This is a genomic window from Tropicimonas sp. IMCC34011 (assembly GCF_003390865.1).
Lineage (GTDB): Bacteria > Pseudomonadota > Alphaproteobacteria > Rhodobacterales > Rhodobacteraceae > Tropicimonas_B.
Window position 1 is genome coordinate 386035 of record NZ_QMEJ01000005.1, and the last position, 21325, is coordinate 407359.

Annotated in this window: 17 protein-coding genes and 1 tRNA gene; 12 read left to right on the forward strand and 6 right to left on the reverse strand. The window is 67.9% G+C overall.

All coding sequences use genetic code 11. The annotated features are described in order from the left end of the window. Positions 1-46: 46 nt before the first annotated feature. The 3 genes from DQG15_RS16205 to mnmH all read left to right on the forward strand — a co-directional run bounded on the left by DQG15_RS16205 (position 47) and on the right by mnmH (position 4407). Entirely contained in the window at positions 47-745 is a 699-nt protein-coding gene (locus DQG15_RS16205; RefSeq protein WP_116087053.1) for an ABC transporter ATP-binding protein, read from the forward strand. Then, positions 742-3270 carry an ABC transporter permease gene (locus DQG15_RS16210; protein ID WP_116087055.1) on the forward strand — a complete coding sequence of 843 codons (2529 nt, stop codon included), beginning with the start codon at positions 742-744 and terminating at the stop codon, positions 3268-3270. Before DQG15_RS16205 ends, DQG15_RS16210 begins: the two co-directional genes overlap by 4 nt. A 90-nt stretch (positions 3271-3360) precedes the next feature. Next, complete coding sequence (gene mnmH, locus DQG15_RS16215; protein WP_116087057.1) at positions 3361-4407, forward strand: tRNA 2-selenouridine(34) synthase MnmH; 1047 nt, start codon at positions 3361-3363, stop codon at positions 4405-4407. A gap of 113 nt (positions 4408-4520) precedes the next feature. Here mnmH and DQG15_RS16220 read toward each other — a convergent pair whose 3' ends face one another. After that, a complete protein-coding gene (locus DQG15_RS16220; RefSeq protein ID WP_116087059.1) occupies positions 4521-4787 on the reverse strand; it encodes a hypothetical protein in 267 nt (88 codons plus the stop codon). A 203-nt stretch (positions 4788-4990) separates the two neighbouring features. Between DQG15_RS16220 and DQG15_RS16225 the strand changes: the two genes are divergently transcribed. Genes DQG15_RS16225 through DQG15_RS16235 form a run of 3 tightly spaced genes read left to right on the forward strand, consistent with a single transcriptional unit; the run spans position 4991 to position 9065 of the window. Further along, entirely contained in the window at positions 4991-5668 is a 678-nt protein-coding gene (locus DQG15_RS16225) for a paraquat-inducible protein A (protein WP_116087061.1), read from the forward strand. Next, entirely contained in the window at positions 5665-6342 is a 678-nt protein-coding gene (locus DQG15_RS16230; protein ID WP_116087271.1) for a paraquat-inducible protein A, read from the forward strand. Before DQG15_RS16225 ends, DQG15_RS16230 begins: the two co-directional genes overlap by 4 nt. After that, the gene (locus tag DQG15_RS16235; protein ID WP_198665176.1) at positions 6339-9065 is read left to right on the forward strand and encodes an MlaD family protein; all 2727 of its coding nucleotides are present in this window, start codon (positions 6339-6341) and stop codon (positions 9063-9065) included. Before DQG15_RS16230 ends, DQG15_RS16235 begins: the two co-directional genes overlap by 4 nt. A 111-nt stretch (positions 9066-9176) precedes the next feature. On the opposite strand, the gene DQG15_RS16240 is transcribed toward DQG15_RS16235, so the two are convergent. Then, positions 9177-11855 (reverse strand): hypothetical protein, encoded by a 2679-nt coding sequence (locus DQG15_RS16240; RefSeq protein WP_116087066.1) that lies wholly within the window; start codon positions 11853-11855, stop codon positions 9177-9179. A 147-nt stretch (positions 11856-12002) separates the two neighbouring features. On the opposite strand from DQG15_RS16240, the gene DQG15_RS16245 reads away from it, so the two are divergent. Then, entirely contained in the window at positions 12003-12659 is a 657-nt protein-coding gene (locus DQG15_RS16245; protein ID WP_116087068.1) for a thiamine diphosphokinase, read from the forward strand. A gap of 3 nt (positions 12660-12662) precedes the next feature. Here the strand turns inward: DQG15_RS16245 and lipB are convergent, their stop codons facing one another. After that, positions 12663-13319: a lipoyl(octanoyl) transferase LipB gene (gene lipB / locus DQG15_RS16250; RefSeq protein WP_116087070.1), complete on the reverse strand. Its 657-nt coding sequence runs from the start codon at positions 13317-13319 to the stop codon at positions 12663-12665. 167 nt (positions 13320-13486) lie between these two features. On the opposite strand from lipB, the gene DQG15_RS16255 reads away from it, so the two are divergent. Continuing rightward, positions 13487-13573 (forward strand) — tRNA-Leu (locus tag DQG15_RS16255). A 282-nt stretch (positions 13574-13855) separates the two neighbouring features. On the opposite strand, the gene DQG15_RS16260 is transcribed toward DQG15_RS16255, so the two are convergent. The 3 genes from DQG15_RS16260 to DQG15_RS16270 are packed head-to-tail and all read right to left on the reverse strand — an operon-like array spanning position 13856 to position 15626. After that, positions 13856-14353, reverse strand: a complete 498-nt coding sequence (locus tag DQG15_RS16260; protein WP_116087072.1) for a cupin domain-containing protein — start codon at positions 14351-14353, stop codon at positions 13856-13858. 53 nt (positions 14354-14406) lie between these two features. Next, positions 14407-14997 carry a hemerythrin domain-containing protein gene (locus DQG15_RS16265; RefSeq protein WP_116087074.1) on the reverse strand — a complete coding sequence of 197 codons (591 nt, stop codon included), beginning with the start codon at positions 14995-14997 and terminating at the stop codon, positions 14407-14409. After that, positions 14994-15626 (reverse strand): exopolysaccharide biosynthesis protein, encoded by a 633-nt coding sequence (locus DQG15_RS16270; protein ID WP_232830895.1) that lies wholly within the window; start codon positions 15624-15626, stop codon positions 14994-14996. The genes DQG15_RS16265 and DQG15_RS16270 overlap by 4 nt, the downstream gene beginning before the upstream one ends. 319 nt (positions 15627-15945) lie before the next feature. Between DQG15_RS16270 and DQG15_RS16275 the strand changes: the two genes are divergently transcribed. The 4 genes from DQG15_RS16275 (at position 15946) to DQG15_RS16290 (ending at position 21277) form a co-directional block, all read left to right on the forward strand. Continuing rightward, the gene (locus DQG15_RS16275) at positions 15946-17001 is read left to right on the forward strand and encodes an ABC transporter ATP-binding protein (RefSeq protein ID WP_370454195.1); all 1056 of its coding nucleotides are present in this window, start codon (positions 15946-15948) and stop codon (positions 16999-17001) included. A gap of 134 nt (positions 17002-17135) precedes the next feature. Then, positions 17136-18296 (forward strand): extracellular solute-binding protein, encoded by a 1161-nt coding sequence (locus DQG15_RS16280; RefSeq protein WP_116087078.1) that lies wholly within the window; start codon positions 17136-17138, stop codon positions 18294-18296. A gap of 103 nt (positions 18297-18399) precedes the next feature. Next, the gene (locus tag DQG15_RS16285; protein ID WP_116087080.1) at positions 18400-20109 is read left to right on the forward strand and encodes an ABC transporter permease; all 1710 of its coding nucleotides are present in this window, start codon (positions 18400-18402) and stop codon (positions 20107-20109) included. Positions 20110-20113: 4 nt separating this feature from the next. Beyond that, positions 20114-21277, forward strand: a complete 1164-nt coding sequence (locus DQG15_RS16290) for an ABC transporter permease (RefSeq protein WP_116087082.1) — start codon at positions 20114-20116, stop codon at positions 21275-21277. Positions 21278-21325 lie beyond the last annotated feature (48 nt).

A 21325-nucleotide genomic window follows, 5' to 3' on the forward strand; every position in this document is an offset into this window, starting at 1 on the left:
CGATGCCCCATATGCGGCACGAACCCCGCGCCATCCCGGAGCCGTCATGCCCGACCCCGTCCTCTCGCTCGATACCGTGCGGCTCAGCCTGCGCAGCAATGCCGGGGAGGTCGAGATCCTGCGCGGCCTGTCCGCACATGCGGAGCGGGGAGAGACCTTGGGGCTGATCGGTCCGAGCGGGTCTGGCAAGTCGTCTCTCCTCATGATCATGGGCGGTCTGGAGCGTGCGACCTCGGGCAGGGTCCACGCCCTGGGGCAGGACCTGACCGCGATGAACGAGGATGCGCTGGCCCGGTTCCGCCGCGCTCATATGGGGATCGTCTTCCAGTCTTTCCACCTGATCCCGACGATGACGGCCCTCGAGAACGTCGCCACGCCGCTGGAACTCGCCGGTCACAACGACGCCTTCGACCGCGCCGCGGAGGAGCTGGACGCCGTGGGCCTCGGCAAGCGCAAGGATCACTATCCCGCCCAGATGTCGGGCGGCGAACAGCAGCGGGTGGCGCTGGCGCGCGCCGCGGCGCCGCGGCCGGATATCCTCCTTGCCGACGAGCCCACGGGCAATCTCGACGGCGCGACGGGGGAGGCCATCATGGACCTTCTCTTCGGTCTTCGGGACCGGCATGGCGCGACGCTCGTGCTCGTCACCCACGCTCCCGAACTGACGCGAAGGTGCGACCGCGTGATCCGCCTCGAGGACGGGCGCATCGCCGGTGAGGGCGCGACGGCCGAGGCGGCCGAATGAGCCTGCCGAACGCCGCCCGGATCGCCCGGCGCGAACTGAGGGGCGGCCTCAGGGCGTTCTGGGTCTTCCTTGCCTGCCTCGCCCTCGGCGTCGCCGCGATCGCCGCCGTCGGGACGGTGCGCGAGGGGATCGAGGGCGGTCTCGACCGGGAGGGCGCGGCGCTCCTCGGCGGTGATGCCGAGCTGTCCTTCACCTATCGCTTCGCCGACGCGGACGAGATCGGCTGGATGCTGGAGCGCGCGGGAGCGCTCTCGGAGGTTGTCGATTTCCGCTCCATGGCCGTCACCGGCGAGGGTGAGGCGGCCCGCAGGGCGCTGACCCAGGTGAAGGGCGTCGACGATGCCTACCCGCTCTACGGCGAGGTCCGGCTTCAGGGCGGTCAGCCGCTCGGCGATGCCCTCGCGGGGCGGGGCGCACGGCCTGGTGCCGTCATGGCGCCTGTCCTGGCCGCGCGCCTCGGCCTTGAAACGGGTGATACCTTCCGCCTCGGCACCGGCAAATTCGTCCTCGCAGGGCTGATCGAGGCTGAGCCCGACGATGCGGGGGACGGGTTCGGCCTCGGCCCCCGGACGCTCGTGCGACGGATCGACCTGCAGGGTACGGGCCTTCTGGAGCCCGGCACGCTTTTCGACAGCAAGTACCGCATGACACTTCCGCCCGAGACCGATCTGGAGGCGCTCGAAGCGGCGGCGCGGGCGCGGTTCGCCGATGAGGGCCTGAGGTGGCGGGACCGGCGCAACGGCGCGCCCGGCATTGCCGAGTTCGTCGAGCAGATGAGCGCGTTTCTCGTTCTCGTGGGTCTGGCGGGGCTCGCGGTCGGCGGGATCGGCGTGTCCTCCGCGGTCAACGCCTATCTCGACCGCAAGACGGAGGTCATCGCCACGCTGAAATCGCTCGGGGCGGACGGAAGGACGATCTTCCTCGCCTATTTCATGCAGATCGGTGCGCTGGCGCTGATCGGGATCGGCCTTGGCCTCGCGATCGGGGCCGCCGCCCCGCTGCTTGCCGCGCCGCTTCTCGAAGACCGCCTGCCGATCCCGGCCGATTTCGGTCTCTACCCCGCGCCGCTGGCCGAAGCGGCGCTCTACGGTGCCCTGGCGGCGGCGCTCTTCACGCTCTGGCCGCTGTCCCGCGCCGAGGCCGTGCGGCCGGCGGCGCTCTTCCGCGGCTCGGTGGAGAGGCGATCCCTGCCGCGGGCGCGCTACCTCGTCGCGACGCTCGCCGTGGCCGCCGCCCTCGTCGGCTCCGCCGCGATCCTCTCGCCCGAGCCGATCCTTGCGCTCTACGCGGCGCTGGGCGTGACGGGCTCCCTCGCGCTCCTCGCACTGGCAGCCGCTGGCACACGGATCCTCGCGCGGCGCCTCACTCGGTCACGGCTCCTGCGGGGGCGGACAGCCCTCCGGCTCGCGGCGGGCTCGGTCGGAGGGCCGGGCGGAGAGACGGCGGCGGTCATCCTGTCCCTCGGCCTCGGCCTGTCGGTCCTGTCCGCGGTGGGGCAGGTGGACCACAACCTGCGCAGCGCCATCGAGACGGAACTTCCGGACGTCGCGCCCGCCTTCTTCGTCCTGGACATCCAGCCCTCCCAGATCGACGGCTATCTGGAGCGCGTCGAAGGCGATCCGGGTGTGTCCCGCGTCGATACCGCGCCGATGCTGCGGGGGGTGATCTCGCAGATCAACGGACGCCCCGCCCGCGAGGTGGCGGATCACTGGGTGCTGTCGGGGGACAGGGGCGTAACCTATTCCGAAGCGCCACCCGCCCGCACGACCCTGACCGCCGGAACGTGGTGGCCCGAGGACTATGACGGCCCGCCACAGGTCAGTTTCGCGGCGGAAGAGGGCGCCGAGATGGGCCTCGCCCTCGGTGATGCGATCACGGTCAACATCCTCGGGCGCGAGATCACGGCGGAGATCACGTCCTTCCGGGAGGTCGATTTCTCCTCCGCCGGAATCGGCTTCATCATGTCGATGAACCCGGCCGCGCTCGAGGGCTTTCCGCATAGCTGGATTTCCACCGTCTATGCCGAGCAGGGCGCCGAGGCGGCGCTCCTTCGGGACATATCGGACGCCTATCCCAACATCACCGCCATCGGCGTGCGCGATGCCATCGCGAGGGTGTCGGAGGTTCTGGGCAGCGTCGTTGCCGCGATCACGGCCGGGGCGGGGGCGACCCTCCTGACCGGGATCGTCGTCCTGATCGGCGCGGCGGCCGCCGGGGTGCGGGCGCGCATCTTCGAGGCGGCCGTGTTGCGCACGGTGGGTGCGGTGCGGGGCCAGGTGCTGACCTACCTCGCCCTGCGCTCGGCCCTTCTGGGCGCGGCGGCGGGGCTGGTGGCGCTTCTCGCCGGCACCATCTCCGCCTGGGCGGTCATGACTTTCGTCCTGGATGCGGACTTTTCGATCGCGGCCGGGCCGGCGCTGGCCATCGTCCTCGGCGGGGCGCTCGCGTCGCTCCTTGCCGGACTGGCCTTCGCCTGGCGTCCGCTGTCGGTCCGGCCGGCGGGAGTGCTGCGTGCGCGGGAATAGGGGGGTGCCGTCCCGCGAGTAGTCGGGCGCTCAGATGAAAGGGGCGCCCGGACGCTTTGCTCCCGGGGGGCACGCGCTGTAGAGGACGGCATGGCCATCAAGCTTACAGACTTCTCGGACCTCTCCGCCTTGCCGTTCGATACGGTGATCGACGTGCGTGCGCCGTCGGAGTTCGCCGAGGATCACGTGCCGGGGGCGATCAGCCTGCCGGTGCTGAACGATCACGAACGGGCCGAGGTCGGCACGATCTACACCCAGGAAAGTCCGTTCCGCGCGCGCAAGATCGGTGCGGCGCTGATTGCGGCCAATGCGGCGCGGCACCTGTCCGGCCCGCTCGCCGACAAGGAGGGCGGATGGAAGCCGCTCGTCTATTGCTGGCGCGGTGGGCAGCGATCGGGCTCCTTCGCGTCGATCCTGTCGCAGATCGGTTGGCGGGTGGATATCGTCGAGGGCGGGTACCGGAGCTTCCGGCGGCTCGTCGTGAAGGCGCTCCACGACGAGGACCTGCCGCACCGGATCGTCCTGCTCGACGGCGATACCGGCACCGGCAAGACCGATATCCTGGCGCGCATCGCCGAGCGGGGCGGGCAGGTGCTGGATCTCGAGGGGATGGCCAACCATCGCGGCTCCGTCCTCGGGCCGATGCCGGGCGGGCAACCGGCACAAAAGATGTTCGAGACGCGCATCGCGGCAGCGCTGGCGGGATTCGATCCAGAGAAGCCGGTTCTGGTCGAGGCGGAGAGCAGCAAGGTCGGCGCCTGCCTCGTACCACCGTCACTCTGGAAGGCGATGCTCGCGGCACCGCGCCTGACGGTCGAGGCCGCACCGGACGAGCGGGCGCGATACCTTGCGCGGGCCTACGGAGACGTGACGGCGGATCTGCCGCATCTCGAAGCGCTCCTAGGCCAGCTCGTGCGGCTGCGCGGACGGGACACGGTGGAGCGGTGGATTGCCATGGCGCGGGCAGGGCAGATGGAAGCGCTGGCCGCCGACCTGATCGCCCGGCACTACGATGCGCGCTACGCCAAGTCCCGCGCACGGCTGCCGGAGGCCGAGGCGGCGATCGGGATCACGCTGGATGAGGACGGGCTCGGCCGCGCGGCCGACCGGATCCTGGCCGAGCTCGCGCGGCTCTGAGGGGCCGGCCAGTCGTTTAGGCTTCGGGCCCCTTGGGGAAGGCCGGTGAGGTGCTCCCCGTTACCCCCGCCGGTCGCATCGCCCGCCGAGACCCGTCGCGCGATGCCCGGGCCTTACCCGTGGATCAGGGCGTGGATCCCGCTCGCGGTGGTTCCGGTCGCCTCCACCCGGCGGATGCCGACGGGAAGGAGCGAGAAATCCCCGACCGCGATGGTGCGGCTCTCCCCGGCGACCGTCACGACCGAAAGCGTGCCTCCGGTCTCGACATAGAGCGCCACGGCGATGGCGGGCAGGTCCGCGCCGTCCGCCGGCACGACGGGCGCGATGTCCGGCGCCGGGCCGGAGAGGGAGAGGGAGCGGTTTGCGAACGGGTTCGGCATGGCGAAGGATCTCCGGGTCTGCTGTCAGGCCCTTTTCATGTACGCATGTTTCCTGACCCAGCGTTATGAATGCGGTCGCCTTTGCATGCCGAATCGCAACAGATGCACGACAGGAAAGGGCGATGGCGGTCCCGTGACCGGCCGTGATCTTTCCTTTGCGCCCACGCATGGTACGTTGAGCGCCGCGAAGGGGAACCGATTTCATGGAAGATGCTGCGCTCACGCCCGCGTCCATTGCCGGCGCCCCGGATACGGACGATCTGATCGCCTGCCCGAAATGTGATGCACTCTACGTCGTTCATGTCCCGAAACCGGGGGAGCGGGCGGTGTGCACACGCTGCCATCACGTCCTGATCGCGCCAAGGGCCGGGGCCGTGGTGCGCGTCGCCACCTTGTCGCTGACGGTGCTGATCCTGCTCGTCGGCGCGGCGTTCTTTCCGTTTCTCGAGATCCGGGTGCAGGGCTTCCGCAACGCAAGCTCGGTCTTCGACGCGGCGCTGGCCTTCTCCGGGCCGCGGATGGTCGGCCTGTCCATCGCTGTGGCGGCGCTCATCATCCTCATTCCCATGCTGCGGGCGATGCTGACGCTCTACGTCGTCACTCCGATCATTGCCGACCGTACGCCCTTTCCCGGCGCAGCGCGCTGCTTTCGCCTCGCGGAGGAGTTGCGGCCCTGGTCGATGGCGGAGATCTTCGTGATCGGGGTCGGCGTGGCGCTGGTGAAGGTCGCGGATCTGGCGCGGATCGAGTTCGGGCCGGCCTTCTGGATGTTCGGGGCGCTCGTGGTCCTGACCGTGTTTCAGGATGTCTCCATGTGCCGCTGGACGATCTGGCACGAGCTGGACAGCCGCGCCCGCCGCGCCGGGACCCATCTGACATGAGTGCGCCCCGGCATACCCCGACGGCGCAAGACGCCGGCCTCGTCGGCTGCACCGTCTGCGCCAAGGTCTGGCCCCGTGGCACCGAGTTCTGCGGCCGCTGCGGGGAGCCCCTGCGCTCGCGTGACACGCGGAGCCTCAGCCGCGTCTGGGCCTACTGGATCGCGGGCTGGTTCTGCTACGTGCCGGCGAACCTCTATCCGATGCTGCGCACCCAGATGCTGCAGTCCGACCAGGCGAGCACCATCGTCGGCGGCGCGCTCGACCTCTACGCGCACGGCGCCGCCGGCGTGGCGCTGATCGTCCTCGTTGCCTCCGTGGCCATCCCGATCGCGAAATTCGTGGCAATTGCCTATCTCGCCATCTCCGTCCGCCGCGGCTGGCAGACCTCCGGCCACCGGCGGATGCAGCTCTACGAATTCGTCGAATTCATCGGTAGATGGTCCATGATCGACGTCTTCGTCGTCGCCATTCTTTCCGCTCTCGTGCAGCTCTCCGTGGTTGCCTCGATCCATCCCGGCCCCGCAGCCCTGACCTTCGCCCTCTCCGTCGTTCTGACCATGATGTCCGCGCGCTCCTTCGACAGCCGCATGATCTGGGACAGCCTCGAGCAGGACAGCGTGCCCGAAGAGGTCAGCCCTGCGGACGCGCCCATTCCCGAAGGACCTTCCGCGTGACCGACCGCGACATACCGCAGACCGAGACCAAGCCCGTCCGGCGCAGCATCTGGGAGCGCGTCAGCGTTGTCTGGGTGGTTCCGTTCGGCGCCCTGGTGATCTCGCTCGCCATCGCCTGGAACAACTACCAGAGCCGCGGTCCGCTGATCGAGGTGACGTTCCAGAACGCCTCCGGCATCGTCGAGGGCGAGACGGAATTGCGCTACCGGGACGTGGCCGTCGGCGTCGTCGAGGAGGTGGGCTTCACCTACGATCTGGCCCGCGTGAACGTCACCATCCGCGTGGACAACGACGTCGCCGACTACATCGACGAAAGTGCGGTCTTCTGGGTCGTCCGTCCCGAGGTCACGGCGCAGGGCGTCAGCGGCCTCTCAACCGTGCTGTCCGGTGTCTACATCGAAGGCTCGTGGGATCAGGAGGCGCAGGGCGCGGGCTACAGGTTCGAGGGTCTGGAGCGCACGCCCGTCGCCCGGCCCGACCAGGAAGGCCTGCGCTTCGTTCTCAGGGCCGAGCCGGGGGAGAGCATCTCCGGCGGGACGTCGATCCTCTACAAGGGGCTTGAGGTGGGTCGCGTGGGCGAGCCGCGCATCGCCGAGGACGGCGTGACGGTGCTGGCGGATGCGTTCGTTGCCGCGCCACACAATCGCCTCGTCACCTCGCAGACCCGGTTCTGGGACACCTCCGGTTTCACCTTCTCCATCGGGCCGGGCGGGGCCGAGGTCGATTTCGAGAGCGTCGGGGCGTTGATCTCGGGCGGCATCAGCTTCGAGACCGCTGTCTCCGGCGGCCAGCCGATCGAGGACGGCGAGGTCTTCTCGCTCTTCCCCACGCAGTCCGATGCGATGAACAGCCTGTTCTCCCGCTCCGACGGAGACAACCTGATCCAGGTGGCCGTCGTCTTCGAGGACAATGTCAGCGGTCTCTCGGCCGAGGCGCCGGTGGTTCTCAACGGTCTCCAGATCGGTCAGGTGGACAACCTGACGGGCCTCGTCGATCCGGAGCGGTTCGGAGACGAGCAGGTGCGCCTCGTTGCGACGCTTTCGATCCGCGCCGAGCAACTCGGCCTCGCCGGATCGTCCGACAGCCGCGAGGAGGTCCTCGATTTCCTCGCCGATCGCGTGGATGCGGGGCTCCGCGCACGTCTCATCAACGGCTCGATCCTGACCGGTGGGCTGAAGGTCGAACTGGCCGTGATAGACGACGCCGAACCGGCCGCATTCGATCCCGAGGGGGAGCCGTTCCCGGTCCTGCCGACCGTCGCCTCCGACGTCCGGGACGTCGCCGCGACCGCCGAGGGTGTCTTTACCCGGATCAACAACCTGCCCATCGAGGAACTCCTCGGCGCCGCCATCCGGGTGATGGACAACGCCGCGACCCTCATCGGCAGCGAGGATACCCAGCGTATTCCCGGCGAGGCCGCGGGTCTCATCGCCGATGTCCGCGGCGTCGTCAGCAGCGAGGAGATACAGGAACTGCCCGAGCGGATCGGCGCGGCAGTGGCCGATGTGCAGGCCATCCTCGCCCAGATCGAGGCGGAGGAGGGCATCTCCCGGATTCTCGCCGCGGTGGACAGCGCCGGCGAGGCGGCGGACGGCATCGCCGTCGTCGCCGAGGGTGTGCCCGAGGTTCTGGCCGGGATAGAGGCGGTCACGGCCAAGGTGAACGAGCTCGACCTCGAAACCCTGATCGCGGAGGCCAACGGCGTCGTGGCGTCGGCCGGCCGGATCCTGGGCGGGGAGGCGGCGCAAGCCATCCCGGCCAGCCTTTCCGCCGCGCTCGACAGCGTCCAGAGCGCTGCCACCGAAGCGACTGGCGTTCTGGCCGAAGCGGACACGACACTCGCGAGCCTGAACGAATCCGAAGCGGCGAGCCGCCTCGTCGCTGCGCTCGATGCCGCCGAGGCGGCCGCCCGCGATGTCGGCGCCTCGCTCGAAGGCGTGCCGGAGCTGGTGGACCAGATCGGCGCGGTCGCGGCCAAGGCCGAGGCGCTCGACATCGAGTCCCTCCTCGCGTCCGCGACCGACCTCTCCCGCAGCGCGGATACGCTTCTGTCGGACAGCTCCACGATCGCCCTCCCGGGCAACCTGACCCGCTCCCTCGGCAGTCTCGATCTTGCCGTGAACGAGGTGACGGAGGCCTTGCGGGACATCAACGAGCAGCAGGCCGTCAGCCGTCTCGTGACCGCGCTCGAAGACGCCGGAACGGCCGCATCCACCGCTGCGACGGACGTGTCCTCCGCGGTGGAAGGCGTTCCGGATCTGGTCGCGGAAATCCAGGCGGTCGCGGCGAAGGCGAACTCGCTGGCAGTGGAACAGCTGATCGCCGAAGTGACCGGGTTGGTCGATTCCGCCGACGCCCTGATCGGCACGGAGGACGCGAGAGCGCTGCCGGCGTCGCTGAACGGCGCGCTGGACCAGTTGAACCTCGCGCTCCAAGAGCTGCGCGAGGGCGGAACGGTGGAGAACGTGAACGCGACTCTCGCCTCGGCGCGCGGCGCCGCGAACAGCATCGCCGGCGCGGCGGACCAGCTTCCGGCGCTCGTGAACCGCATCGGATCGCTTCTGGCGCAGGCCGAGGGCACGCTCTCCGTCTATGGCGAGAACGGCAACCTCAACCGCGATGCCCGCGCCGCGCTGCGCGAGGTGTCCCAGGCGGCGGCCGCGGTCAGCTCCCTTGCCCGCGCCATCGAACGCCGCCCCAACTCGCTCCTGACCGGGCGCTGAACGAAAACGGGCCGGGGAGCAGCCCCGGCCCGTCTTGGGTCATCATCACGAAAGGGTCGCGGGTCGCGCGGTGGTCCGGCCGGCACCTCTGCCGCAAGACGCCGTCCCCCGTTACTGCCCCGCCATCGAGTGCGACACCCGCGCATAGCGCGACGACTGGTCCACGGCGAAGCGGCCCGGACCGAGCTTCACGAGGCGTCCCTGCCGCAGCAGCAGACCGAAGGACCGCAGGCTCTCCTCGCGGGACAGGTCTTCGTGTCCGGCCAGTGAGCGCACGCGCTTCATGACCTCGGGATGCGAGATATGCTGCCGGCCCTCCACCGTGCTGCAATAGGCGGCCGCACATTCGAGCAGATCCTCCAGCCCGCGGGTCTCCATTCGCTCCGCGAACTCGACGAAGCTCGCCTCGACCTCGGCCCCTCCAACGCTTTCCGACGTCTCTTCGGGCGCGATATCGAGTTGGCCGGCCACGCGGCGGGGGCGAACGGGTTCGCTCGGTCGGTCCACGCGCTGCTCGGAGACGAGGATCAGCGGCGAGGGGCCGGGCGCAGCCTCCCGCGCCGTGCGGTGGGCCTGACGGCCGCCGCGCGCGGGGCGGCGGGGGCGAACGGGGCCGCCGGTGGCAGGCCCGTCCCTTGAGTCCGTGGTCAGGTCATCGCCGTCGCTGGATCCACCAAGCTCCGGTGCCGCGTCGTCCGTTTCCTGCTGGCCTGACTCGTCTCCATGGCCACTCCGCGTGCGAACGATGTCGGCCAGGTCGTCTCGATAGGGGCGGGCGACCTCGGCTTCGTTCTCTCGCGGCCCAAGCTCATCCGCCCGCGCGGCGGCCACGGCGGCCTTGAGATGCGCGATGGCGTCGCGACGGCGACGAAGCTCCGGACCGGCGAGGCGGGAATCGGCGTCGTCCATCAGGCGGGAGACGCGGCCCTCGTCCTCGGCATCGGGAAGCGCGCGCGCCCGGCGTTCGGCCGCGGCCTCTTTCCTCGTATCCGGGGCGTCGTCCTCGTCGTCCTCTGCGCCGCTCTCCTCGCCGCTTGCGGGATCGGCAGCCTCGACCTCCTCCTCCTCGCTGTCCTCGGCGGTGGCATCGGTCTCGGCGCGGGCATCTACAGCGCGTGCGGGCTCGCTGTCCCCGACAGACTCCGTCGCGGTCGTCGAAACGCCGATGCCGGCCAGCATACGCGCAAGCTCCGCATCGGACCGATCCTCGTCCTCGCCCTCTTCCACGGCGGCGGGCTCGGGGGACGCAGCGGACGGCTCCGCTTCCGTTTCGTCTTCCTCCACCCAGTCTCCGAGAGCGATGGCGAGAGCCCTCTCGGCATCCTCATCGGACGCGTCGTCTGCATCGTCGGCGGTACTTTCAAACGCCGCGGATCCTTCGTTCTTCGTTGCCTGATCCTCGGGGGAGGGGGCCTCGTCATCGAATTCGAGCGCTGCGAGTTCGCGGAGCAGTTCGGCCTCCTCCTCGTCGCTGAGGCCGCCGGTCGCGGGCTTCGCCGGCTCAGGCGCGGCGGGCGGCTCGGATGCGGGCGGTTCGGCGGGGGCGCTGGCTTGCGGATCCGCCTCTTTCGGCGCGTCCAGCGCCTTTTCCTCTTCGACGATCTTCGCGGCTTCCTGCAACGCGGCGAGAGAGGCTTCCCGCGCTCGGCGTTTCATGCGGATCAGTCGCGGACGCCGCGGGATCACAGGCCCTTCGGCGGCATCCGCATCCTCGGTCCGGGCGGCGTCGTGCTCGGAGTCCGCCTCGATCGGGGCACCTGCTTCGGGGGAGGCCGCCTCGACGGCGTCTGCAAGATCCTCTGTCTCACCAGCCGTCGATGCCTCGTGGTCCGCCGTCGGGAGCTCGTCCTCGTGGGGCTCGGCGCTCTCCGCAGCGGTCGGCTCGGTTTCGGCAACAGCCTCTGCAGACGGTTCATCCGCATCGTACGCAGGGGTCTCCCCGGTGGGGTCGTCTTCGCCATATATCGTCCAGGCATCTTCCGGATCGGCCGCGTCGGGGGAGGATCCCATCTGCTCGGCGGCGGTGGAGGACGGTTCGGTCTCCTCCGCTTCCTCGACAGGGTCGCCCCAGGCTTCGTTCTCCGGCTCTTCCGCAGCCTCGTCAGCCGTTTCCGCGATGGTCCAGCCGCCCGGCATCGCCGCGATGGCGGCCGGGGACTGGCCGGGCTCGGTGGGAAGCGGCTGATCGGGGCCTTCGTCTTCGTAGGACGCCGTGTCCACGATCGGCCCGGCCGTCATCGGGCGGGAGGTGCCGACGACGGAGCGAATGCGAGCAAGCTTCGCGGCGACGCTTTCGGGGATCGTGTCCCGGCGGTCTTGCGAATGAGGCAGGGGCGCGTCACGTCTGACCATTCGAGGCGCGTCCGCGGGCTGCTCGCTCAGCTCGGGCAGCGGTTCCGTCTCAGACTCGGGCTCGGGCTCGGGCTCGGGATCGGTCGAGGACGCGGCGACCGGATCGGACACAGGTTCACCGCTCGTCGCACTTTCCTCAGACGCGGTTTCCGGGGCCTCCTCCTCCGAATCGTCTTCCGGAGCGTCCGAGGGGCGCAGGAGCAGGCCCCGTTCGCTCATCCGCGCCTCGACGCGGCTGTGGATTTCCTTCTCGACGATGCGCTGGAGCATCTCCGCGTCGGGGGTTGGCGGCTCCGCGCCGAAGTACCGGTCGTCCGCGGCAAGGTCCCGGAAATACTCGGAAATGGCCTTCATCGTCCCGAAGGAATCATCGAAGCCCTCCAGCGTGCACGAGAAGGTCCCGTAGGAAACCGTGAGAATCTTGCTCGTTGCAACCATCGACGTGCTCACCTTCTGATAACACGGCGCAATGGTCCGTCAGGACTGGCGCCTTTCCCGGAGATGACCGCGTGGGTGGGTCATTTCGAGTATCATTCCGGGGCGAAACCTTGATTTGATTCCGGCAGGAATGGGGACAGCGCAGACATGACGGACCAAATCGTCCACTCAAGCGAGAATATCACGCTCCTCGGTGGCGGCGAAGCCCGCGCCGGGGATCTGGTCGAGGCGCTGTCCCTGGCGCCCCGCCTGATCTGTGCGGATGGCGGCGCCGTGCGCGCGCTCGAACTCGGGTACGAGCCGGACGCGGTGTTCGGGGACCTCGATTCCCTGCCCGAGGATGTCGCTGCCCGGCTTCCGGAAGGGGTCCTGCGGCGCGTGGAGGAGCAGGACAGCACCGATTTCGACAAGACCCTGCGCCATGTCAGCGCGCCCTTGATCCTGGCGGCCGGATTTCTCGGCGGGCGGATGGATCATGCCCTCGCCAATTGCACGATCCTTGTCCGGAGAGCCGATCGGCCCTGCATCCTGATCGGCAGCGATGACGTGATCTGCGCCGCGCGGCCGGAGATGGCCTTGGACCTTCCGGTGGGCAGCCGCCTGTCGCTCTACCCGCTCGCCCCGGTCAGCGGCTTCTCGGAGGGGCTGGAATGGCCCATCGCAGGCATCGGCTTCTCCCCCGATGGGCGCATCGGCACATCGAACCGCGTCACCGGGCCGGTGCGGCTCGCCTTCGATGCGCCCGGGATGCTGCTCCTCCTGCCGCGCGAGGCGCTCGGGGCCATGATCGCGGCGATCACGTGAGGCTCACCCGAGGGGCGGAAAACGTCCCGTGAAGGTCCGCCGAAGCGCGTCGTCGAGATCGGGCATGGTGACCGGAAGGCCGAGATCGACGAGGCTGGTGACGCCGTGACCGGTGATGCCGCAGGGCACGATACCGCCGAAATGGGACAGGTCCGGCTCCACGTTGATCGAGAGGCCGTGGAAGGAGACCCACTTCTTCAGCCGCACGCCGATGGCGGCGATCTTGTCCTCGCGCGGGCTCCCGTCGGCGAGGGGGGGCTTCTCGGGCCGCGTCACCCATACGCCGACGCGGCCGTCCCGGATCTCGCCGCGAATGCCGAACTCCGCGAGGGTGTCGATCACCCATCCTTCGAGCGCGGCGACGAAGGCGCGCACGTCCCGTCCCCGCGCGGCCACGTCGAGCATGACATAGACGACGCGCTGACCGGGCCCATGATAGGTGAACTGCCCGCCCCGCCGCGTCCAGTGCACGTCGAACCGGTCCGGCTCCTTGAGGTCCGCGAGCTTGGCGGAGGTGCCGGCGGTGTAGAGAGGCGGATGCTCGACGAGCCACACGGCCTCGGCCGCTCTGCCCTCGCGAATCGCCGCAGCGCGCGCCTCCATGGTGGACAGCGCGGCCTCGTAGGGCTGCAAATCGTTCGAGGTGATCCAGTCCACCATGGGGAATGTCCCTTGCCGACAAGGCTGTCCTAGCCCTCCCCGCGCGGCTTCGCCAGACGTCCCGCGCTGCCCCGTCGAAGCTTGCCGTGGCGTGATCCGGGGAAGGCGAAAAAACCTCTTTCCAATCCCGGACGCCTTCGCTAGACACCGCGCCTGTCGGTCACAGTGCGGTTGTGGCGGAATTGGTAGACGCGCAGCGTTGAGGTCGCTGTGGGGTAACTCCCGTGGAAGTTCGAGTCTTCTCAACCGCACCAGACCGACCCTAGGATTGGGGGATCACTCGCCTTCGAGCGGCAGGTCCCCCATCTAGCCTCCCCCGGAAATTCTCGTCCTTAGCGCGCTTGAGTGTCGAAGGTTGGCCACTCCGCTTGCCTTTGCGGTAGGACGCACCACTCCCCCAGGCTCTACCCGAACTGTCCGCATCGCGTGTTGCGGGGCGTGAGGCCTGGTGAACGGACATTTTGGCTTTCGACGCAGTCCCGGCAAACGCCAGTCCTCATCGAATATCCGCCCACGCCGTTCCAAGCGGAACGTCTCTACTCTTTGGCGCCTGCCTTCGGTTCATCGATCGCGTCGTGATCAACAACGTTCCAGGCCAGACCTCGGTTGCGATAGAGGCGCTTCCCCAGGCGTGGGTAGTCAACGACATCGTGCGCCAGACGCTCGCCGACGACGATGCACCGCAAGGTTCGGTCGCCCGTGTTGCGGATCGAATGCGCGTGCCCGCCCTTGCGGTAGCCGATGAAGTCCCCGGGACCTACCGGATACTCTTCCTCTCCGATCACCGCCGTCGCTGTTCCGTCGAGAACGTAGACGCATTCGTCCTCGTGATGGTGGACGTGGTGTTCGGTCGTTTCGTGGCCCGGTTCTACCTCGATGATGTGAAACCCGAAGCCGGTCAGTCCGGCCAAATCACCCAGGCTCTTGTTCACGCGGCGGGCGTCCGTGTTCAGGAAGTGCGTCTTTGCGAGCCCTTCCGTACTTGCGATCTCCGAGGCCGTCAGGATGTAGGTATCGTCCGAAACTCTGCTCACGGTGACATCTCCTGACGTTCGCTTCGCCGGCCCTGCGCTCCGGCGTCCGGTCTTTAGAGACCCGACGCGCCGTATTTGAGGATGACCGGAACCACGAGCTCCTCCTCGTCGAGGAGGTGGCGGTCGAGGAAGGTCTCGAAGCGCGCGATTTCCTCGTGGAAGGCGCCCGTTGCGTCCTTCGCGAGGCCGGGCAACGTCTGTCCGTCGCTGGCGCGGATCGCCGCATTCGCGGTGTCCGTGAAGCGCGCGATATGCCCGTCGAGGGCGTGGTGATCTTTGTCCAGAAGCTCGAACCCCGATGCGATGCGGGCATCCTTTCCGGACAGGACCGGGAAATAGTGCATGTCCTCGATCTGGTGGTGGCCATGGAGCTGGCTGACCAGCATGGAGCCGTAGCGGGACATGGCCGCCGCGTAGCGCTCCGGCTCGGATGTTCCGTCGAGCCGGGCTTCGGAGGCCTCGCGCATCGCTTCGGTCAGGCGGCGGAACATCATGTGCCGATCGAGCCAGAAGGCGATCAGGCCCTGATATCCCGGATCGTCCTCCCACCCCGCGCGAGGATATTCCTCGAGCAGGACCCGGAGAGCGTCGGGGAGACCGGCGCGGCGTTCGAGGGCGAGGTTCGGATCGGTCGTATCTGTCAAAGCGTACTCAATACTCCGGCGAGGACCGCGATCGGGATCGACCCGGCCATCGCTATGAACGGGAAGGCGAGAAGAACGAATAGACCGTCTCGCGCCAGAAGTCCCGCCGCGATCAGGACGATCGCCACTCCAAGGAGCGAGGACGAGAACGGAATCAGTTCGAGAAACGGCATCGTCGCCCCGGACAGCGCCGCGAGGGCGACGGCGATCGTCGCGCCGGGCGGGCGCACAAGGGTCTGCAGGCGGTCGCGGCTGTGCCGGTCCACCCATGAGGCCGACCTCTCGAGCCGCACCAGCGCCCGATGAAGCCGCGCGCCGGCGACTTGCCGCCGGGTGATGAAGCCGGGCAACCACAGGCTGTGCCGGCCGACGAGGTGCTGGAGCGCGATGAGGGCGACGATCAGGCCGCAGAAGGTGGGCAGGAGAGGCACGCCCGACAGCGGCGAGACGACCACGAGGGCAGGGATCATCATCAGCGGAAGGAACGCGTCCCGGCCGAACGCCGCGACAATATCGCGCACCGAGACGGTGTCCATCCCGGTGAGCCCGTCCAGACGCGCCAGAACCTCGCGGATCCCGTGAGGGGCGCTGTTCGTGACGGCTGGCCGCTGTGTGAGTGTCATTGTCATCAGGCAGAGGTGCATCGCCGCGAGAGGTTTGCAAGATCTGTCGGTGCCCTTGAGCCCTACGGCGTGCGGGAACGGGCGTGGAGGCGCCGATGCGCGAGCTGCCGAAGCGTTGCGCAGGTCCGCCTGAGATCCGGGCGCCCGCCTGTCCATAACATTGTGTTCTGAGGGTATGCGCCGTTTCGATTGCAATGTGAGCGAGGTCTTGCTTAACTGAGTCCACACAAACAAAGCCGGATCGTCAGAATGTCCGGCACCCGCAACACAGGGAGCGCCCTTGCTGGACGCCGTATCCAACGAGCCGTTCGTCGCATTCGAACGCGTGCAGAAGAGCTATGACGGCGAGACGCTCGTCGTCAAAGATCTCAACCTCGACATGCCGAAGGGCGAGTTTCTCACGATGCTCGGCCCCTCGGGATCCGGAAAGACCACCTGCCTGATGATGCTGGCGGGCTTCGAGAGCGCCACCCATGGCGAGATCAAGCTGGCCGGCAACTCGATCAACAACATCCCGCCGCACAAGCGCGGGATTGGCATGGTCTTCCAGAACTACGCCCTCTTTCCGCACATGAGCGTGGCCGAGAACCTCGCCTTTCCGCTGGAAGTGCGGAAGATGGGCAAGTCCGAGCGGGAGGCGAAAGTGCGCCGCGCGCTCGACATGGTCCAGATGGGCAGCTTCGGCGGTCGCCGCCCGGCGCAGCTTTCGGGCGGCCAGCAGCAGCGGATCGCGCTGGCGCGGGCGCTGGTGTTCGAGCCGGAGCTCGTGTTGATGGACGAACCTCTCGGCGCGCTCGACAAGCAGCTGCGCGAGCATATGCAGTTCGAGATCAAGCATATCTCCGACAATCTCGGCATCACGGTCGTCTACGTCACGCATGACCAGACCGAGGCGCTGACGATGTCCGACCGCGTCGCTGTGTTCGATGACGGGCGCATCCAGCAGCTTGCTCCGCCGGACGAGCTCTACGAGGCTCCGAAGAACAGTTTCGTTGCGCAGTTCATCGGCGAGAACAACACGCTCGAAGGCGTGGTCGAGACCATTTCCGGCGAGCGCTGCACCGTGCGCCTCGACAATGGCAGCGTGATCGACGCCATGCCGGTCAACGTCACCGAGTCGGGCCAGCGCACGCGGATCTCCATCCGCCCGGAGCGCGTCGAGTTCGGCCGGGATCGCCTGACCGACGATGCGCACACCCTCGACGCCGAAGTGCTTGAGTTCATCTACATGGGCGACATCTTCCGGACGCGGCTCCGGGTCGCCGGGAACGACAACTTCATCGTCAAGACCCGGAACGCCCCCGGCCAGATCCGTCTCGATCCCGGGACGACGATCGAAATCGGATGGCAGCCGGAAGATTGCCGGGCGCTCGACGCCTGAATGCAGGACGCATGGTCGCCATCCCGCCCCGCTCCGACTGCCGGAGCGGAGGGATGCGCGACCTCGAAGGGCTGAGGCGCATCGTCCGTGGCGCCGGCCCATACTCTTCAAACGGGCGAAACAGGGAGCACCAAATGCGACTGACCAAGACACTTCTCGCCTCCACGGTGATGACGGCCGTCGCCGGCATGGCTTGGGCGCAGAGCGACGATTCGATGACGGAGAGCCCCGTCGCGGGCGAGCCGATGGCTGACAACATGACCATCGTGTCCTGGGGCGGCGCCTACCAGGACAGCCAGCGGATGGCCTATGTCGAGCCCTATCTCGAGATGAACCCCGACCTCGACGTGGTCTGGGACGAAAGCTCAGGCGAGGCCGTGGCCGGCATGCGCGCGCAGTCCGAGGCGAACAACATCACCTGGGATCTCGTGGACGTCACCGCCGCCGACGCGATGCGTCTTTGCGACGAAGGCCTCGCGATGGAAGTCGACATCGACGAGATCACGGCCCCGGCGCCCGACGGCACCCCCGCCTCCGAGGACTTCGGCGAGGACATGCTCGTCAGCGACTGCTTCATCCCGCAGATCGCCTATTCCTACACCTTCGGCTACCGCACGGATGTCGACGCGTGGAACGGCGAGACGCCGAGCGAGATCTGCGACGTCTTCGACCTGGAAACGTTCCCGGGCCAGCGCTCCCTCGAGCGTCGTCCGCACAACAACATGGAATGGGCGCTGATCTGTGACGGCGTCGCCCAGGACGACGTCTACGACATGCTCGAGACCGAAGAAGGCCAGCAGCGCGCTTTCGACAAGCTCGACACGATCAAGGACGAGACCGTCTGGTGGACCGCCGGCGCCGACACGCCGCAGCTTCTCGCGGATGGCGAGATCGTCTTCGGTTCGACCTACAACGGTCGCCTCTTCAGCCTCATCGTCGAGCAGGATCAGCCCGTCGAAATGATGTGGGACACCCAGTCCTACGACCTCGACGGCTGGATCATTCCCGCCGGCCTCGAGGATGACGAGGAAGCCCTGAACCGCGTGAAGGACTTCCTGTGGTTCGCCACGGACACGCAGCGCCTCGCCGATCAGGCGAAGTACATCTCCTACGGTCCGGCCCGGTCCTCCTCGGCGCCGCTCGTCGGTGAGCACGCCACGCTCGGTATCGACATGGCGCCGCACATGCCGACCAACCCCGACAACTCGTCCAATGCCTTCGTGCAGAACTACGAGTGGTGGGCCGACTACCGCGACGATCTGGACGCCAAGTTCCAGTCCTGGCTCGCGCAGTAACCGGATCCGTCCGACATGACAGGGGAGGGGCCGTTCGCGGCCCTTCCCCGCAGGGAAAGCCGGCCGCAGAGCCGGTGCAGAACGGACCAGCGGGGACAAGACCATGGCCGACGTAACCGATGCGACAACCGGGCGCCGAGCCCCCACGCCGGACGATGCGCTGCGCATCGCCGATGCCAAGGAGAAGGGCGTCGCGGAGCCGATGGTCGCGGCCGACGGCACGCCCCTGAAAAAGAGCCTCGCGCGCGCCCTGCGCCGTGAGAAGATGCGGGCGCTCCTTCTGATCGCGCCCCTTTTGATCTTCGTTCTCGTCGCCTTCATCGCCCCGATCGTGGACATGCTGTTCCGCTCGGTCGAGAACCAGATCATCTCCGAGAACATGCCCCGCACCGTGGTCGCCCTCGACGGCTACGAGAGCGGCGAGCCTGATGAGGCGGTCTACGAGGCGCTGGCCTTCGACCTCATCGATGCCGCCGAGCGACGCAACCATACCCGCGTCGGCTCGAGGCTGAATTACGAGACAACCGGGATCTCCTCGCTCTTCCGTCAGACCGGCCGCGCCGTCGACGATGTGGGCGAGGTCGCGATGGACGAGTTCGTGGCGCTGGACGAAGCCTGGGAGGAGCCCGCGACCTGGGCTGCCATCATGGGCTCGGACGACTGGCTGGCAGAGCGCGAGGAGGCGATCGCGGGTGGCGCGGACCCTGAGGACTTCCCCCGGTTCGAACTCCGGGACGGCATCGAGGAGGTGCTGCCGAAGACCGCTTCCATCTACCTCGATTTCGCGCGTTTCACGCAAGGCGAGGACGAGGACGACCCCGCTGACGAGGACGTCTGGACCCCCGCCTATCAGGCGCTCTACACTGACCTGACGCAGAACGAGGGCGCCGTTTCGCTCTATGAGGGGCCTGGCGCGGACCGTCTCGGGGCCGCCGCCGAGGCCGCCCAGAGCTGGGACATCCCCACATACAAGGCGCAGTTCCTCGAGATCGACGAGGATTGGGGCAGCACCGACGTCTGGGGCACCTTCGCCGCCTTCTCGGCGCCCTATACCGCGGGCTACTTCCTCAACGCCGTGGACCTGAAGCTGACGCCGGAGGGCGTGGAGCCGCAGCCCGAGGGCGAGAGGATCTACGGCCTTCTCTTCAAGCGGACCTTCTTCATGTCCGCCGTCATCACCATCTCCTGCATCCTGCTCGGCTATCCGGTGGCGTGGCTGCTGTCGAACGTGCCCGCGCGGCGCGCCAACCTTCTGATGATCCTTGTCCTCTTGCCGTTCTGGACCTCGCTTCTGGTGCGCACGAGCGCGTGGAAAGTGATGCTGCAGCAGCAGGGCGTGATCAACGATGTGCTGGTCTGGCTCGGGATCGTCTCCGACGCGAACCGTCTCGTGATGATCAACAACCAGTTCGGCACCATCGTCGCGATGACCCATATCCTGCTGCCGTTCATGATCCTGCCGCTCTACTCGGTGATGTCGACGATCCCGCCGTCCTACCTGCGCGCCGCGAAATCCCTCGGGGCGACCAACTCGACGGCGTTCTGGCGGGTCTACTTCCCGCAGAGCGTGCCCGGCATCGGTGCAGGCTCGATCCTCGTCTTCATCCTGTCGATCGGCTACTATATCACGCCCGAGATCGTCGGCGGCACGTCAGGCACGTTCATCTCGAACCGGATCGCCTATCACATCTCGAGTTCGCTAAACTGGGGCCTCGCGGCCGCGCTCGGCACCATCCTGCTCGCCGTGGTCCTGGTGCTCTACTATCTCTACGACCGCATCGTCGGCATCGACAACGTGAAGCTGGGGGGCTGAGGCCATGACCGATATCAAGCGTCCGCTCCCCTTCGTCCTCGGAATCGTCGCCGCATTCGGCGCCCTCATGGGGCTGTTCGTCGGCACCGCGCTCGGCTCCGGCCTTCTCGGCATCGTCGCCGGCGCGCTCCTTGCCGCCTGTGCCGGATTCGGGCTCCTTGCCCTGGGGCGGGAGAAAGAGGGCCGCTGGGGGCTTGCGATCCTCGCCGGCCTCGTCGGCCTGCTGCTGACCGGGATCACCGGACTTGTGATCGGCTTCCTCTTCGGCTGGTTCGTGGGCTGGTTCACCTGGTGGCTCGCGATGAACCGCTACCGGGATCCCATGCCGCCTTATTCCACGCCGGGGCAGGTCCTGTGGCACCATGCCTTCCGGGTGATCTGCGGCGCGATCTTTGTGTTCCTGATCACGCCGATCATCGTGGTCATGCCGCTGTCGTTCAACGCGGAGAACTTCTTCACCTTCACGCCCGAGATGCTGCGGTTCGATCCCGAGGGTTACTCCCTCCGGCACTACCGCGACTTCTTCAACAGCAGCGACTGGCAGAACGCGCTCTGGAACTCGGTGACCATCGCGCCGATGGCGACGCTGCTGTCGGTGATCTTCGGGACCCTCGCCGCGATCGGCCTCAGCCAGCCGCACGTGCCATTCCGGCGCGCGATCATGGCGATCCTGATCTCCCCGATGATCGTGCCGCTGATCATCTCGGCCGCCGGGATGTACTTCTTCTACAGCCGTATCGGGCTTCAGGGGACCTACTTCGGCGTCGTGCTCGCCCATGCCGCCCTCGGCATTCCCTTCGTCATCATCACGGTGACGGCCACGCTCGTCGGGTTCGACCGATCGCTCACCCGCGCCGCGGCGAACATGGGGGCGGGGCCGGTGAAGACGTTCTTCCGGGTTCAGATGCCGCTGATCCTGCCGGGCGTCATTTCGGGCGGGCTCTTCGCCTTCATCACCTCCTTCGACGAGGTGGTGATCGTGCTCTTCGTCGGATCCGCGTCGCAGAAAACGCTGCCGTGGCAGATGTTCATCGGCCTCAGGGAGCAGATCAGCCCGACGATCCTCGCCGTCGCGACGATCCTCGTCTGCATTTCCATCACGCTTCTCGCGACCCTCGAATTCCTGCGCCGCCGCTCGGAACGGCTCCGGGGATTGTCGCCGAGCTGACCGCCCGCGAGAGATTGAGATGAAATGGGGCGCCCGGCTCAAGCCGGG